General features: G+C 46.8%; 14 protein-coding genes. 9 read left to right on the top strand and 5 right to left on the bottom strand.

Features of this window, described 5'->3' with window-relative positions:
- Positions 1-3: 3 nt before the first annotated feature.
- Positions 4-1,347 (bottom strand): glutamine synthetase family protein, encoded by a 1,344-nt coding sequence (locus tag HCZ42_RS12290; protein WP_167420971.1) that lies wholly within the window; start codon positions 1,345-1,347, stop codon positions 4-6.
- Positions 1,348-1,686: 339 nt separating this feature from the next.
- Here HCZ42_RS12290 and HCZ42_RS12295 point away from each other — a divergent pair, with 339 nt between their 5' ends.
- The 9 genes from HCZ42_RS12295 (at position 1,687) to HCZ42_RS12335 (ending at position 11,867) form a co-directional block, all read left to right on the top strand.
- A complete protein-coding gene (locus HCZ42_RS12295; protein ID WP_167420972.1) occupies positions 1,687-2,433 on the top strand; it encodes a gamma-glutamyl-gamma-aminobutyrate hydrolase family protein in 747 nt (248 codons plus the stop codon).
- 17 nt (positions 2,434-2,450) lie between these two features.
- Positions 2,451-3,008 carry an HTH-type transcriptional regulator PuuR gene (gene puuR / locus HCZ42_RS12300; RefSeq protein ID WP_167420973.1) on the top strand — a complete coding sequence of 186 codons (558 nt, stop codon included), beginning with the start codon at positions 2,451-2,453 and terminating at the stop codon, positions 3,006-3,008.
- A gap of 35 nt (positions 3,009-3,043) precedes the next feature.
- Positions 3,044-4,528, top strand: a complete 1,485-nt coding sequence (locus HCZ42_RS12305) for an aldehyde dehydrogenase (RefSeq protein WP_167420974.1) — start codon at positions 3,044-3,046, stop codon at positions 4,526-4,528.
- A 37-nt stretch (positions 4,529-4,565) separates the two neighbouring features.
- Entirely contained in the window at positions 4,566-5,843 is a 1,278-nt protein-coding gene (locus tag HCZ42_RS12310) for an NAD(P)/FAD-dependent oxidoreductase (RefSeq protein WP_167420975.1), read from the top strand.
- 17 nt (positions 5,844-5,860) lie between these two features.
- Positions 5,861-6,727: an N-carbamoylputrescine amidase gene (aguB, locus tag HCZ42_RS12315; RefSeq protein ID WP_167420976.1), complete on the top strand. Its 867-nt coding sequence runs from the start codon at positions 5,861-5,863 to the stop codon at positions 6,725-6,727.
- A gap of 12 nt (positions 6,728-6,739) precedes the next feature.
- A complete protein-coding gene (gene aguA / locus HCZ42_RS12320) occupies positions 6,740-7,822 on the top strand; it encodes an agmatine deiminase (protein ID WP_167420977.1) in 1,083 nt (360 codons plus the stop codon).
- A gap of 54 nt (positions 7,823-7,876) precedes the next feature.
- Positions 7,877-9,304 carry an NAD-dependent succinate-semialdehyde dehydrogenase gene (locus HCZ42_RS12325; RefSeq protein WP_167420978.1) on the top strand — a complete coding sequence of 476 codons (1,428 nt, stop codon included), beginning with the start codon at positions 7,877-7,879 and terminating at the stop codon, positions 9,302-9,304.
- Between the two features lie 14 nt (positions 9,305-9,318).
- The gene (gabT, locus tag HCZ42_RS12330) at positions 9,319-10,590 is read left to right on the top strand and encodes a 4-aminobutyrate--2-oxoglutarate transaminase (protein ID WP_167420979.1); all 1,272 of its coding nucleotides are present in this window, start codon (positions 9,319-9,321) and stop codon (positions 10,588-10,590) included.
- A gap of 260 nt (positions 10,591-10,850) precedes the next feature.
- Positions 10,851-11,867 (top strand): manganese-dependent inorganic pyrophosphatase, encoded by a 1,017-nt coding sequence (locus HCZ42_RS12335; RefSeq protein ID WP_167420980.1) that lies wholly within the window; start codon positions 10,851-10,853, stop codon positions 11,865-11,867.
- Between the two features lie 56 nt (positions 11,868-11,923).
- Here HCZ42_RS12335 and HCZ42_RS12340 read toward each other — a convergent pair whose 3' ends face one another.
- The 4 genes from HCZ42_RS12340 to HCZ42_RS12355 all read right to left on the bottom strand — a co-directional run bounded on the left by HCZ42_RS12340 (position 11,924) and on the right by HCZ42_RS12355 (position 16,684).
- A complete protein-coding gene (locus HCZ42_RS12340) occupies positions 11,924-13,843 on the bottom strand; it encodes a putative bifunctional diguanylate cyclase/phosphodiesterase (protein WP_167420981.1) in 1,920 nt (639 codons plus the stop codon).
- Between the two features lie 25 nt (positions 13,844-13,868).
- Complete coding sequence (locus tag HCZ42_RS12345; RefSeq protein WP_167420982.1) at positions 13,869-14,342, bottom strand: oxidoreductase; 474 nt, start codon at positions 14,340-14,342, stop codon at positions 13,869-13,871.
- 328 nt (positions 14,343-14,670) lie between these two features.
- Positions 14,671-15,534: a DMT family transporter gene (locus HCZ42_RS12350; protein ID WP_167420983.1), complete on the bottom strand. Its 864-nt coding sequence runs from the start codon at positions 15,532-15,534 to the stop codon at positions 14,671-14,673.
- A gap of 148 nt (positions 15,535-15,682) precedes the next feature.
- Positions 15,683-16,684, bottom strand: coding sequence for an HD-GYP domain-containing protein (locus HCZ42_RS12355; protein ID WP_167420984.1), 1,002 nt, complete (start codon positions 16,682-16,684; stop codon positions 15,683-15,685).
- Between the last annotated feature and the right edge of the window lie 8 nt (positions 16,685-16,692).

Here is a 16,692-nt window from a genome sequence, read left to right on the forward strand (position 1 = left end):
TGTTTATGCCGAGTGCAACATCCAGTCGATTTCCAGAGGAGTAATCGCTCGCTCAAACTCTGCGAGTTCACTCTGTTTGCAAGCTAGATACAAATCGATAAAGTCCCTTGAGATGTATTGAGCCAGCTCGCTGTGCTCCAGTTGCTTGAGAGCTTCTGACATACGCAGCGGTAACTCAATCGCATCTTCACTGAGAGTCGGTGGACATTGGTCTTTGGTATAGTTTTCACTCGCTAATACTGCGGAAAGTACTACTGCAGCGAGAATGTAAGGGTTAACGTCAGCGCCAGCAATGCGGTGCTCTATGCGGCGGTTTTTGCTATCACTGATAGGCACACGCAACGCAACACCGCGGTGGTTCTCGCCCCAATCGGCTTTCGTCGGGACGTAAGCGCCAGGAACAAAGCGGCGGTAAGAGTTAACGTTAGGACAGATCAGCGCCATAGCGTCGGATGTTTGTTCAAGCATCGCGGCCATGGTTTGATAGAAGAGGGAGCTTGCTTGGCCGTCTGGCTGACTAAAATGGTTGTTACCGTCTTTATCGACCAAGCTTAGGTGAATGTGCATACCATTGCCCGCTTGTTCGCCAAACGGTTTTGCCATGAATGTTGCATCGAAACCATGTTGATGCGCGATTTGTCGAATCAGTCGCTTGGCGATGATGATCTCGTCACAGGCTCTAAGCACATCTTTGGAATGATTAAAGTTGATCTCGAACTGTCCCGGTGCGGATTCGGACAAGGCTCCGGAGGTATTTAAGCCTTGCTCTAGGGCGACGCGGTTCAGGTCAGTTAGGAAATCTGCGTAATCGTCTAATCCATTTAAATCGTAGACTTCCGTGTCTTTCTCTCGTGTTTTCTTGGTTGGGTTAATCGCGGTTAACGGCTCACCATTTTCGCCACGTTTTTTATCAACCAAATAAAACTCAAGCTCGAGAGCAACGCACGGATATTGGTCTTTGGCGTGCAGTGTTTGCAGCATGTCGGCGAGAATATTGCGAATAAACAATGGATTTGGTTTCTCACCGCTGTCGTCCATCATGCTTAGTAGCACTTGGCCAACTTGCTCTTTTGCGGTTGGCATCAAGGTCCCACTCACTGGAAAGCACAGATTATCTGGTTCGCCTAAATCTTCTCCCAGCCCTGCAGACTCGACCACATTACCTTTGGTATCAAGCGTAATAGTAGAAAGAGGCAGCGCGACGCCTTTACTGAGCTTATCCAGCGCACTTACCGGGACTCTTTTCCCTCTAGGAGTGGCGTTAATGTCGGTAAATATAAGGTCGATAAACTCAATATCAGGCCACTGTTGTTTAAAATTTTGTACTTCCTGTAGATACGATTCCATGTACTTCTCCAATTAGCCTGACGAGTTAAACCATGGATAAGCAAATTAACATTTAAATCACACACTCTTGATGGAAATGCGGTTTTGTTTACTTATCTTTAGTTTAAACAAACACTTATATTGTGTTTATTGGCTTTAGCTGGTTTGTTTTGTGTGTTTTTGTTAACTATTTTTTAACAGTCGATTCTATTTTGTTCAATATAATGAGCGGAAATATCGCTTTTATTGGCCAAAAAAGTAGCAGAGATCATGTTTTTGTTACATTTTTAAATATCTGTGTTGATAATTTTGTACATGGTTTGTAGTTTAAATGTTAAATAAATCGAACACGGAAGTATCATGTCAGGAACACGCAAACCCATCATTGGCGTTGTTAGCTGCACCAAACAGTTGGGTGGTTATCAAGTACAAGCGGTCAATGACTTTTATCTTCGCGCAGTCAAAGATTTTGGCGGGCTACCGATTATGTTGGCTCTGGAAATGTCGGGTGATGAAATCTCGTCTATCTTAGAGATGTGCGATGGCTTCTTGTTTCCAGGTAGCCATTCAAACGTTGCTCCGCACCGTTACAACGCGACGCACGATGAGAATAAAAAGGACGAAGCCCGTGATGAGCTATCGCTGACTTTGATTCGCCATGCGGTTGACCAAAACATTCCTTGCCTTGGCATTTGTCGCGGTTTTCAAGAGATGAACGTCGCACTTGGTGGTACGTTGAATCCGGCGGTTCATGAGTCTGGCTTTAATGACCATCGCGAGTCACCTGTTGAAGATTTCGAACAAAAGTATGCGCCGGCACACGCCGTATTGGTTCAAAAGCAGAGCTTGTTTGAGCAATGGTTGGTGCAAAATCATTGGGAAAGCACCGCGTTTTTTGAAGTGAACACGCTGCACAATCAAGGCGTTGATCAGCTCGCTCCGCAACTACAAGTAGAAGCTAAGGCACCGGACGGCCTGATAGAAGCCTTTAGTCTACCGCAGCAAAAATTCTTCGTAGGTGTTCAATGGCACCCAGAATGGAAAGCAAAATCGAATCATTTCTCACAAATATTATTTAAAGAGTTTATTATGGCAGCCTCACGTTAACGTCTGGAGCTGCATGAATGGACAATCAAGAGATTGGTAAAAATATTGTTCAGTTACGAAAAAAACATGGATTGTCACAAAGGGAACTAGCAGAACGAGCTGGTATTACCCATAGCGCTATTTCTTCAATCGAGAATGGCAAAGTGAGCCCGTCTGTCAGCTCGCTACAAAAAATCGTCAATGTATTTTCTTTATCACTATCAGAGTTTTTCATTTTTGAACAAACCACGAGTGATGAAGTGAAGGTTGTCGTGCCTCCAACAGAGCTAGTTGAGATGGGTAGCGAGTCAGTTTCGATGAAATTGGTGACAAACGGCAGCAAAGATCAGGTTATCGGATTCTTGATCGAAGAGTACGCACCACACGGAACTACTGGTGCGGCAGAGATTAAACACGAAGGCGAAGAGATTGGCACCGTATTAGAGGGTGAAATCACTCTGGAATACAAAGGGCAGTCTCACGTCATCAAAGCCGGCGAGTCGTACGTTATTGATACGACGCAGCCACACAGATTTACGAATCACACAGACAAGGCTTGTCGAATGATAAGTGCGCATACGCCAACCACATTCTAAGTGGCGCTTGCCTTGTGTGATCACAAGGAGAGCGTATGAAAACCCAAGAACAATGGATTGAGCTAAAAAACAATCTAAACATCGAAAACAGGGCGTACATTAACGGTGAGTACAGTGCTGCATTAAGTGGACAAACGATCCCTGTCGTTAACCCAGCAACCGACGAAATATTTACCGAGATCGCCCGTTGTCAGAGTGAAGATGTCGACCTTGCTGTATCGTACGCTCGTCAAGCATTTCAATCAGGTCAGTGGAGTGAGAGCAGCCCAGCTCATCGCAAAGCGGTACTTAAGCAGTTTGCTGACCTGATCGAGCAAAACCAAGAAGAGTTAGCACTGCTGGAAACTCTTGATACTGGTAAACCTATCTCTCATAGCTTCTCTACCGATATTCCTGGCGCGGCGAGTGCGTTGCGCTGGTACGCAGAAGCGATCGACAAAGTGTACGGTGAAGTTGCCCCAACGGAAAAAGACGTACACGCCTTTATTTCTCATCAGCCTATCGGTGTGGTTGCCGCGGTGGTGCCGTGGAACTTCCCACTTTGGCTCGCGTGTTGGAAACTTGGCCCTGCTTTAGCGGCCGGTAACAGCGTGATTCTAAAACCGTCAGAGAAGTCATCACTGACGGCTATCTTCTTAGGTCAGCTTGCATCTCAAGCTGGCTTACCAACTGGCGTTTTCCAAGTCGTGACTGGTTTTGGCCAAGAGGCTGGTGATGCGTTGGCGAAACACCAAGACGTAGACTGCATTGCCTTCACCGGCTCGACGCGTATTGCAGGTCAACTAATGGTGAGCTCAGGCGAGAGCAATCTAAAACGTGTGTTTGCAGAAGCGGGCGGTAAAAACGCGAACATCGTGTTTGAAGATTGTGATGACTTAGACCGCGCGGCAGCAGAAACCGCAGCAGGGTGTTTCTACAACCAAGGTGAGGTGTGCGTTGCGGCAACCCGTTTGCTTGTTCACGAAAGCATCAAAGATCAGTTCATAGAAAAAGTGATTCAAGCGTCGAAAGCGTTCACGCCAAAAGACCCAATGGACCCAAGTTCATCCATGGGCGCGCTTATCGACCAAGACCATAAATCAAAAGTGTTGGAATACATCTCATTAGGTCAATCAGAAGGCGCAAACGTACGTTGCGGCGGCGATGTTGATGGGCAAGGCGCATTTGTTTCGCCAACTATTTTAGACAACGTCGACAACAAGATGCGTGTCGCCCAAGAGGAAATTTTTGGTCCCGTCCTTTGTGTCATTCCATTCAAAGATGAAGCGCAAGCAATTGAGATCGCAAACGATTCGAAGTACGGCTTAGGCGCTGCACTCTGGAGTAGCAATATCAACCGCGTTCATCGCGTAGCAAAACGACTGCAAGCCGGCTCGGTTTGGGTCAACAACTACAACGAAGGTGACATGACGGTCCCATTTGGTGGATTCAAAATGAGCGGAAATGGTCGAGACAAGTCTCTTCACGCGATTGAAAAATTCACCGAAACCAAAACCACTTGGATTCGCCTCCACCCTTAAGCCTGCTGACGATTACGATAAATAAAGGAATAGCTCTATGAACAAGCATACGGATTCGTTCTACGCGCACTCTGTGCCAAACATGCCGGAATACCCACAACTGCAAGACAACATTGAGTGCGATGTGTGTGTAGTCGGTGCAGGATTCTCTGGTCTTTCTTCTGCGCTACACCTAGCGGAGAAAGGTTTTAAAGTCGTTGTGCTAGAAAGCGCAAAAGTGGGCTTTGGAGCAACTGGTCGTAACGGCGGCCAAATCGTTAATAGCTACAGCCGAGATGTTGACGTGATTGAAAGCCGTTACGACCAAAACCAAGCCAAAGTTCTGTGCGACATGATTTTTGAAGGTGGCGATATCATCCGCGGCCTGATCGACAAATACGACATCAACTGCGATTACAAGCAAGGTGGCTTGTTCACGGCACTGAATAGTAAACAACTCAAAGGGCTAGAAGAGCATAAGAAGAACTGGGAGCGTTACGGCAACGACCAGTTGACTCTGCTTGACGCAGGAGAAGTAGAGCAAGCAGTAGGTACGAAAGTGTACACCGGCGGTTTGCTGGATATGCGCGGTGGCCACATTCACCCGCTTAAACTGGCGTTGGGTGAAGCCGCAGCGTTTACTTCTCTGGGTGGTCAAATCTTTGAGCAGTCGGCGGTTGTGTCGATTGATAAAGGCACTAACCCGGTAGTGAAAACAGCGCAAGGCAGCGTGAAAAGCAAGTACGTGGTACTGGCGGGTAATGCGTATCTTGGTGGTTTGGCGCCAAATATCAGCAACAAAGCAATCCCGTGTGGTACGCAGGTGGTGGCGACTCAGCCTTTGACTGACGAACAGCTCAAACAAGTGCTGACCAGTGACTACTGTGTTGAAGACTGTAACTACTTGCTTGACTACTTCCGTTTAACCGCTGACAAGCGTTTGTTGTTCGGGGGCGGCGTGGTTTACGGCGCACGTGACCCAGAAAACATCGAAGCACTTATCCGTCCGAAGATGGAAAAAGTCTTCCCGCAATTGAAAGGCATCAAGATTGATTACACCTGGACGGGTAACTTCTTGCTGACTTACTCACGCATGCCACAATTTGGCTCGTTTGCAGACAACGTTTACTACCTCCAAGGCTACAGCGGCCACGGTGTAACGTGTACGCATCTAGCTGGCAAGTTGTTGGCTGAGACCCTGACCGGGCACGCAGAACGTTTTGACGCGTTTGCGGCACTGAAACATTACTCCTTCCCGGGAGGCCGCCACTTCCAAATTCCGTTTACGGCAATGGGCGCGGCTTACTACAACCTACGTGACAAACTGGCGATTTAAGAGATAAGGAATATCCAATGAGCAAAGTAGTGAAATTTGCAGCCCTTCAACTGACGAAAAGCTGGGATTTGGAAGAGAACCTAACCAAAGCCAAAAAGGCGATCCGTGAAGCAGCACAAAACGGCGCGAACGTGATTCTTCCTCAAGAGCTGTTCGCTGCACCTTACTTCTGTAAAAAGCAAGAAGCGAAATATTTCGAGCTCGCAGAAGAGACGGCAAATAGCCACCTTATCAAGGAAATGAGCGCTCTGGCGAAAGAACTCAGCGTTGTTATTCCTGTTAGCTACTTTGAAAAAGCGGGCAACACGTTTTTTAACTCGCTAGTGATGATTGATGCAGATGGCACGGTATTAGACAACTACCGTAAGTCACACATTCCTGACGGCCCGGGTTACAGCGAAAAGTACTACTTTAGCCCTGGCGATACCGGTTTCAAAGTGTGGCAAACCAAGTTCGGTAAGTTTGGTGCTGGCATTTGCTGGGATCAATGGTTCCCAGAGCTTGCGCGCAGTTTGGCTCTACACGGTGCGGAAGCGATTTTTTATCCAACTGCAATTGGCTCGGAACCTCAAGACCCAACGCTGGACTCGCGTGATCACTGGCAACGTACAATGCAAGGTCATTCGGCAGCAAACCTCGTTCCAGTTATTGCGTCAAACCGAGTCGGTACTGAGGTCGATGACGGTATCGAGACTACGTTCTACGGCTCTTCTTTTATCACTGACCACACTGGCGGAAAGGTAGCAGAAGCACCGCGTGAAGGTGAAACCATCATTTATGCAGAAATCGATCTCGCTGCAACAGCGAAAGCGCGTCATGCGTGGGGCTTGTTCCGCGACCGTCGTCCAGACCTTTACACCAGTGTTGGTCAATTGGCTGTTTAAAGGGGCGTTAAAATGAAGTTATCGACAACACCAGCGCAAGATGGCTTCTATTTTCCGGCTGAATTTCAGCCGGTGAGTGAAGTTTGGTTAGCGTGGCCAGAAAGAAAAGATAACTGGCGTGACGGCGCATTACCCGCGCAAGAAACCTTCGCCAGAATCGCTAACTCAATCGCGGATGTGACCAAAGTGTGCGTCGCGGTATGCTCACACAACTTTGATCGAGCGCGTCAAATGCTCCACTCAGATGTACGTTTGGTGGAAATCCCATTCAACGACGCGTGGATGCGAGACATCGGGCCGACTGTGCTTGTGAATCAAGCGGGCGAGCGCCGCGGGATTAGCTGGCAATTCAACGCGTGGGGCGGCGAATACAACGGACTTTACGATAACTGGCAGCAGGATGATCTTGTGGCTGGGTCGGTGTGTGACATCATCGGTATTGATTATTACCGCGCCCCGTTTGTTCTTGAAGGCGGCGCGATTCATACCGATGGTGAAGGTACGCTTTACACCACAGAAGAGTGCTTACTCAGCCCAGGACGTAATCCGCAGTTAAGTAAAACGCAAATCGAAGAGCAGTTAAAAGTGTATCTCGGTATCGACAAAGTCATTTGGTTGCCAAATGGTTTATTCAATGACGAAACAGACGGCCATGTTGACAACCTGATGCACGTTATCGCGCCGGGTAAGGTGGTGCTGAGCTGGACCGATGACCCAAGCGATCCGCAATACGCGTTGTCTCGTCAAGCTGAGCAAGTGCTGAAATCGAATCAAGATGCGAAAGGGCGAGAGATTGAAATTGTCCGCCTTCCATTACCGGGGCCGTTGCATTACAGCGAGCGCGAAGCCAATGGCATTGACGCCAGTTCAGGAATGAGCCGACAAGCTGGTGAACGCCTAAGTGCTTCTTATGCCAACTTTCTTATCGTCAACGGACATGTGTTCTTGCCGATGTTGGACGAAGAAACCGACGCCATTGCCATCGATATTTTGCAAACCGCGATGCCGGAATACCGAATCATCGCGATACCGTCGAGAGAAGTTCTGCTCGGTGGAGGGAACATACACTGCATTACGCAGCAGATCCCTGCTTAAACACAAGCTCGCCGCTGAGTCAGTGGCGATGATGAGTTGTCAAAAGGAATGACCATGCAACAGATACAAAACCAAAGCCTTGTTTCGTTTATGGTAGCGAATCCACAACAGGGCATTGCCGTTACCAACCCGGCGACCGGAGAGCTCCTTGGGTACGCACCAGTCTCAAGCGAAAATGACATTTTAAACAGCATTGAACGTGCCAGTGTGGCGCAGAAAGAATGGGCGGCACTGCCAGCAAAAACGCGCGCAGGCATGCTCAATCGTTGGTTCCGACTCCTGATAGAAAACAAAGCAGACCTTGGCCGTCTGATGACCTTAGAGCAAGGTAAGCCATTGGCTGAAGCTCAAGGTGAAGTGCTTTACGGCGCGAGCTTTATCGAGTGGTTTGCTGAAGAAGCGAAACGTACATACGGTGAAACGATCCCTGCGCCGAGTGCAGACAAACGTTTGGTGACGATCAAACAGCCAATTGGTGTTGCCTGTGCGATTACGCCTTGGAACTTCCCAATTGCGATGATCACGCGCAAAGCAGGACCCGCTTTAGCCGCAGGTTGTAGCTTCGTCGTAAAACCATCTGAATCTACGCCGCTGTCTGCGTTTGCGGTTGCAGAGCTCGCCTACCAAGCGGGTATCCCACGCGATGTGCTGCAAGTGGTACTGGGTGAAAACTCACGTCAGGTAGGCGTTATCTTCACTTCGCATCCGTTGATTCGCAAGTTGTCTTTCACGGGTTCTACTCAGGTGGGTAGCGTGCTGATGCAACAAAGCGCGGCTGACATCAAACGTACATCAATGGAGCTGGGTGGTAACGCGCCGTTTATCGTATTCGATGATGCGGATATTGATGCAGCGGTTGCGGGCGCGATGGCGTCGAAATTTCGTAACGCAGGTCAAACGTGTGTTTGCGCCAACCGTTTCTACGTACACAGCAAAGTGTACGACGAGTTTGTCGCGAAGTTCGACGCTGCGGTTCAGAAGCTCAAAGTCGGCAACGGCTTAGAAGAGGGCGTGAACATCGGCCCTGTGATCAGCGAGTCAGCGAAACAAGGCATCCAAGCGTTGATCGATGGTGCCATTGCGCAAGGCGCGCAGCCGGTTTCAGAACTTAAAAAACTGGATGGTCTATTTATGCAGCCAGTGGTGCTCAAAGATGTCACTCACGACATGAAGATTGTCTCTGAGGAGATCTTTGGCCCGGTCGCGCCAGTGATTCGTTTTGATAACGATGAACAACTGATCGAAATGGCGAATGACACCATTTACGGCCTCGCGTCGTACTTCTACAGCCAAAACATCCACCGTGTTTGGAAAATCGCAGAAGCGCTGGAATACGGCATGGTCGGTATTAACGAAGGCATGATCTCTACTGAAGTCGCTCCTTTCGGTGGTGTTAAGCAGTCCGGCATCGGGCGTGAAGGAGCAAAACAAGGCATCGATGAATACATGGATGTGAAATACCTCTGCTTTGGCGGTAACTAATTAAGGACAAGACAATGACAAATCAACAACTACATCAAAGAAGAAGCCAAGTTATCGCGCAAGGCATGGGCGCACTCTACCCACTTTACGTCGAAAAAGCAGAAAACGCTTACGTATGGGATATCGAGGGCAACAAATACATCGACTTCGCGGCAGGCATTGCGGTAACTAACACGGGGCATTCTCACAAACGTATCAGTCAAGCGGTAAAAGCTCAGTTGGATAACTTCTCTCACACTTGTGCGATGGTGACACCTTACGCATCATTCGTTGAACTCGCGGAAAAGCTGACAGAACTTGCTCCAGGTGAGACTAAGAAGAAAGCGATCTTCCTGACCACGGGCGCGGAAGCGGTCGAAAACGCAGTGAAAGTGGCGCGCGCTCATACTGGTCGTAGCGGTGTGATTGCGTTTAAAGGCGGCTTTCACGGTCGCACAAACATGACAATGGGGCTAACGGGTAAAGTTGCGCCGTACAAAGCGGGTTTTGGTCCTTTCCCGAATGAAATTTACCACGCGCCGTACCCGAATGCGTTCCACGGCATCAGCGTTGAGCAAAGCTTGCAAGCGATCGACGATCTATTTGCTTGTGATATCGAACCATCACGCGTTGCAGCGATCATCTTCGAACCAGTACAAGGTGAGGGTGGTTTCTACAAAGCGCCAGAGGAGTTTGCACAAGGCTTGCGTCAACTGTGTGATAAGCACGGTATCATGCTGATTGCGGATGAGATCCAAACCGGTTTTGCCCGTACCGGTAAAATGTTTGCCACAGAGTACCTCGGCATCGAACCAGATCTAATGACAATGGCGAAAGGCATTGCTGGTGGTTTCCCAATCTCAGCGGTCGTGGGTAAAGCGGATGTGATGGACTCTGCACTGCCAGGTGGTTTAGGTGGTACTTACGCGGGGTCTCCACTCGGCTGTGTTGCCGGTCTTGAAGTGCTGAAAATCATCGAAGAAGAAGATTTGTGTGCCAAAGCGATGGGCATTGGTGAGGTAGTGAATGCACGCTTGACCAAGCTGCAGAAATCAGTGCCTGCCATTGGTGAAATTCGCACTACTGGCGCGATGATGGCAATTGAGTTTACGGATCCAGAATCAGGTAAGCCTTTGCAAGATATGACCAAAGCGGTCATCAGCAAAGCACAAGAAAACGGTCTTATTCTGCTTTCTTGTGGGGTAAAAGCGAATGTGATTCGTCTGTTGCCACCGCTGACTATTGAGTCTGAAGTGCTCAACGAAGGCTTAGAAAAACTGGAGAAAATTATTCTCGAAGTCGCATAAAATCGGCTATCCGACTAAATGTTAATGGAAGAGGAAATCGTTGCTTGCGACGGTTTTCTTTTTTTATTTCATCGAGTTGATGAAACGTTAACCATGTGAGATTAAAAATGCAGCAGCGTTAGGTGTGAAATGTGTTTCATGTCGAAAATAATCGTTTGGTGTAGTGATATCGGGTGCTTTGATGGTGAGAAAAAATTACATTTGAATCAATGATCTATGTAACACCAAAGATTAATGTTTACCTACTATTAAGGATTCTGATGAAACGTTCACTAATTGGATTAACCATACTTGCTTCATTTGGCTGTTTTGCTGATGGCGCACTGGATCTCAATACACTGTCAAATAACGATACCGACAATCTGGTCTGGGTTGGTCACCTAAGCCCTGACACCGATAGTGCAGTTTCCGTGATCTTGGCGTCACATATCTACGGTGGTGAAGCGGCTCTAACCGGAGATGCCAATCCAGAAAGCAAGTTTGTGTTTAAATATTGTGGAATGGACGCGCCAAAAGTGAAGGCGAACTTCTCTTCTCACGATATAGGCTTGGTGGATTTCAATCAGTCTACTCAATTAGCAAAATCGGTTGACCCAAGCTCTATTGTGGCGATTATTGACCACCATGCAATGGGCAGTTCGCCAATCAGCATGCCTCAAATTGTCACAATGGATATACGCGCATGGGGTTCTGCAGCCACGATTCTGGCTGCCAACGCGGAAGAGTTGCATATCAAGTTGCCGAAAAACGTTGCGTGTGCGGGATTGGGCGCGATTCTCTCTGATACAGTGGTATTCCAGTCTTCAACAACAACCGAATACGATAAGCGCTATGCTGAAAAACTGGCTGAGATTGCGGGCGTAAAAGATATCAACGATTTTGGTCAGCAGATGTTATTGGCTAAATCCGACCTAAGCCATTTTTCAGCAGAAACAATTCTGACGATGGATTATAAGAACTTTGAGTTTGCAGGTAAGAAAGTGGGTATCGGTGTGGCAGAAACGCTGAGAGCACAGCAGCTAATCAACCGCAAACAAGATTTCTTTGAAGCCATTCAAGCGTATAAGAAAGCGCAAAATCTTGATTATCTGTTCTTCTCGATCACTGACACTAAACACAAACGCGCGAACATTCTTTGGGCGGATGACGCAGATAAACAGGTCTTGTCAGAAGCGTTCAAAATGAAGATAAAGAGCGATATCTTGGTGCTAGATGGTGTCACCTCTCGTAAGCGTCAAATTGGCCCTGCAATTCAGCAAGCGATAGAAGCGCTGTAACCCTCTACAATCACTAAATGTACTTAACAAACCACCTTTACGGGTGGTTTGTTGTTTTATAGCGTCGTCAAGGCATTTAAAGTGAGTGGGTGTTGAGTAAAGTACTGTTCGCAGAATAGAGAAAACTCTTGTTGAGGAATGGGTTTAGAGAAGTAATAACCCTGAAATTCATCCACACCCAAAGCCATTAAGCTGCGTAATTGCGAGGCATCTTCGATACCTTCGGCGACGACTTTAATCCCTAACTGGTGCGAGAGAGTCACAATCGCTGAAATAAAGAAGGTCTGGTTTGACTTTGTGCCAAGGTTTTGCACAAATGATTTGTCGATTTTAAGTTTACTAAAATTCAAGTGGTTCAAGTTATACAGCGACGACCAGCCAGTACCGAAATCGTCCAATGCTAAGCGCACGTTGAGCTTTTCTAAGCTGCTAATTATGTTATTACTGCGTTCAATATCATCGAGCGTCATGGTTTCGGTGATTTCCAATACAATCGAGTCGAGGAAGTTTGGAACAGTCCCTAATGTCTCCAAAACCAGTTGTGGTAGCTCTTCATCAAATAATGAGTCGGACAAGTTTACGGCCACTTCGATACGGTGGCGGAACTCACGCCACTCAATGGCAAGAGCCTGCTGAACCTGTAGGAAAATCCATCGCCCTAAATCTTTGGCGATACCTGACTCTTCAGCTATTTGGATTAAATATTCAGGGTTAATCTGTCCGTATTCAGGGTGATTCCAGCGTATAAGTGCTTCACAACCAAGTCTATCGTTTTGCCGAGGCACAATAGGCTGGAAGGCCAAATAGAGTTGCTTTTGCTCACTTGAGGAAATCAGCTTCGCAAGCTGATCGGAGAGTTTTTTCTTTTTTCGGTGTTCGAGCGCTATCTTTCTACTAAAGAAAACGATCTGTTGGCTGTGGATCTTTTTAGCAATATTGAGTGCGAAGTCGGCGTTGTTAAGCACGGTATCAAATTTGGTTGGATACTGCTCGTTGCTATCAATCGCATCTTGACAGGTCGCCACCCCCATAGAGATTCTCATTCGCTTCGAGCGGTCCAAACGGGGCAGGGTATCATTCAAGTCATTGAGCAGTGACTTAATGAAAAACTCGAAATCTACGTCGTACTTATCGGCTATAACAGCAAATTGATCAGCCCCGACCCTAGCACAGGAGAACTCAAATTTGTCGGCTTTGCGTTTTATCTGTGCTGCCACTTCGCAAAGTACCTTGTCACCATATTCGTAGCTGACAGTATCGTTAATGTCTTTAAAGTGGCGGATATCCAAGAGCACTACTGCGTGTTTCTGTTTACTATCACTTAGGCATTTTAATTGGGAGAGCAAATAGTTGCGATTCTTTAGCTTGGTGAGAGGGTCGTGCCAAGTAATAAATTGTTGATGTTTGGAGTCGCGATAGAGTCGTATCGAAAAAAAGGCCAGCACAACCATAATCAACGCCATGTCGATGAATACCGTCTGGCGATTCTCGGCGATCAATGCTCGGTTTTCTACAGACGATAAACCCGTAAAGTTAATCAGTAACAGGTTACGTATCTTAGGGTACACCTGCTCGATGTCACTGAGTAGTCGCGCAACTTGCTCTTTGTCGCCTTGAGCAATACCTTTTTCGTACTTTTGTAAAATAGTGAACGCTTCTTCTACTACGTTACCTGAGTTGTAATGCGTCCGTACATCATGAGTTTCTGCGCTGTGCAAGAATGTATCGTATCGATTCCACAAAATATCGTAGCTTAAATTCAAGTCGTGTTTGGTTACTGAGTCACTGATAAGGTATTTTTCACCTTGGTGAGTAAACTCTAATGTTTCAATTTCGAGTTGCGCTAACGCCCATGCAGATAACTGGGTGTCTTTAGTGAGAATATTGTACGCATCGTTAAACTTCACCAACGTCCATAAGGTGAATAAAAACAAGGCGAACACAAACAGTATAAAAAGAGCGATTCGACGACTCATAGTACCCAACCCACCTTCTAAAACGCTATTGGATAATTTCGATACGATTCACTTGCCACACCATTCGGCTGTGTAAAATTTCATTGTTTTGTTCATTAAACTCACTCAGCGGATAGATCAACCAAACTGGTCCTTTGTCTCGCACACTCATCGTCTGACCGTTCTTTTTGATTGCGAAAACCGGATTGTATTTTTCAATATCTCGGTAGGGGATTCTTGACCAATAGTTGTTAAGTGCAGTGACTTTCAAGTCCGCATTCTCCACTCCCAGCAGGTGCAGAATCTCTTTGGCAGAGATACCAACAAAGGTTGTGTCACCATTTGTCCAAGGAGTGCTTGTGATGACCTCTTTATCCACATAAGGCAAGAGTTGCTCTAATGTGAACTGATTTTCCTCTCCTTGGCTCTCTAACGTAAGGATATTTTCACTTGCGTAACTAACGAGAGTCATTACAGAAAATACTGCTACGACAGCCGAGCGAACAAAATTTTTGAGCATAACCTTACCTGTATACTTTATGGATTAGTGGTGTGATATTGATTCCACACTTATTTCACGCGCAAGATATATAAGTAAAATAGTTCAGGAGCAAGATGAACGTTAGGATATGCAATTTGGTTGGTTTATTGTAACGATTTGAAATATAACGTAAAATATTTTTTTGCAAAATGCGATGCAGATTGCACTATCTGGGGGTTGTTATGTAAGTGAATGAATTGTAATAACTTGTATTTTTGATAATGGGAATGATATACCATTTATATAAAGCAGCATTTAATCGTAAGAGAATGCAATAAATGTGAATTACGTCAATAATTTAAGTTGCTTAGTTTTGTTCATTACTTTCCAGTGAACGCGCCAAAAAGACCAACGCGATACCACCAAGAATCACGCTGCTGGTCAAAACGCTGTGCATAGATAGGGATTCACCTAGCAGCACAGAGCCAATGACTAAAGTAATAACAGGTACCGATAGCTGGCTGATAGAGGCTTGAAGTAAGGAAAGATTTTTAAGCACTCGGTACCACAAAATGTAACCAAGTGCAGAGGCAATCGCACCAGAGGTTATAGCTAACAGGATACCTTGTGCTGTGAGGTTAATATCGCTGACTAACAGAGGCGAAATAAGCAAGCCTATCGCAGAAGCCGACATAAACCCCCAAGTAATCCCAGAGCTTGGCGAAGCGACCTTTTTGCCTAACGCAGTAAACAGCGCCCACGATACGCCAGAGAATATCATCAGCAGCGCCGAAAACAGATCAGGTCGAGTTGCCGATGGCAGCATCAACCAAACAAATCCAGCGATAGAACAGCCAATACCAATGACTTCCAGTCGTTTAAAGCGCTCTCCTTGCCACCAGTGCAGAATGAGTAAACTTAGCTGCACCGCACCAAACAGTAGCAGCGCGCCAGTTCCAGCCGCGAGCTGAATGTAGGCATATGAAAAAAGTATTGCATAAACGAACAGTGCGGAACCGGCCATTAGGCTGAACTTGAACCCTGGAAAGCGCGCTTTGGTGTCGTTTCGCTTGAGTAACAATATCAGCGCTAATGTTATCGCTCCCGAGAATATTCGGATTAAGGTAAAGCTTCCGGCATCAATACTGCCTTCTGCCAATGCGAGTCGGCAAAGAATAGAGTTTGCGGCGAAAGCAAACATCGCGACCGCAACAAGTAGATATGTCGACATGCAAGTTCCTTTTGAATAGTCGAAAGTGATGATTTCAATAGATAATAGATGGGCAAGCTAACCTAACACTTGCTCGGGATACAGACCGGACGGAAGGGATTTTTATTTCAAACAAGTGGATTTCTCGTCTTCCTTGACGAGAGTTTCGTTAGCCCCAGTGACCTTCTTCGTGGAACTTCGCTTTGATCTCAAGGATGTTAGGTAGCTGTTCCATGAAAATAGGCACCAGTTCTGGGTCAAAATGTTTACCCGTTTGTTGCTCAATAAACATCACCGCTTCATCGATTGGCCATGCCTTCTTGTATGGTCGTTCACTGGTTAACGCATCAAATACGTCAGCGATTGCGGCCAAGCGTCCTTCTATCGGAATCTCTTTACCAACCAACCCTTCTGGGTAACCAGTGCCATCCCATTTTTCGTGGTGGGTGAGGGCAATGTTACGCGCTAACGAAATTAAAGAGGAACGGGGAGTATCTAAAATGCTCGCACCGACGTTGACGTGTTTTTTCATTTGGTTGAACTCTTGTTCGTCCAACTTACCCGGTTTGAGCAGGATGTTATCTGGAATCGCGATTTTGCCGATATCGTGCATAGTCGCTGCCATGCGTAGTTCGTCAGCTTGTTCCTCGTCCATACCGATGGCAAGCGCAAGAATTTTGACGTAGTGACTCATACGCAGCACATGCATTCCGGTTTCATTGTCTTTGAATTCAGCCGCTCTGCCTAAGCGTTGGATCAAGTCAACCTGAGTGGCTTTGAGCACATCCATTTTGACCATCGACAGGTGGGTTTTCACCCGTGCACGCACGATGGCAGGCACAATGGGTTTAACAATGTAATCGACGCCACCAATTTCAAAACCTTTTTCCTCGTCTATTGATTCTCGCAGCGCGGTAACAAAAATAACAGGGGTCGCAGAAGTTTCAGGGTTTGCCTTGAGCTGTTCACACACTTCAAAGCCCGTCATTCCCGGCATCATAATATCGAGCAAGATTAAATCGAAGTAGTCTTGCTTCGCGAGCTTTAACGCATCTTGACCGGAACGAGCGAAAGACAAACGATAATGATCTTGGAGTACCTGCTTCATGACTTTTAAGTTAGCAGGTTCGTCATCAACAATGAGAATACGCGGCAGTGGTTTTCTATACATAGACTAAC

This window comes from Vibrio hepatarius (assembly GCF_011806575.1).
Classification (GTDB): domain Bacteria; phylum Pseudomonadota; class Gammaproteobacteria; order Enterobacterales; family Vibrionaceae; genus Vibrio; species Vibrio hepatarius_A.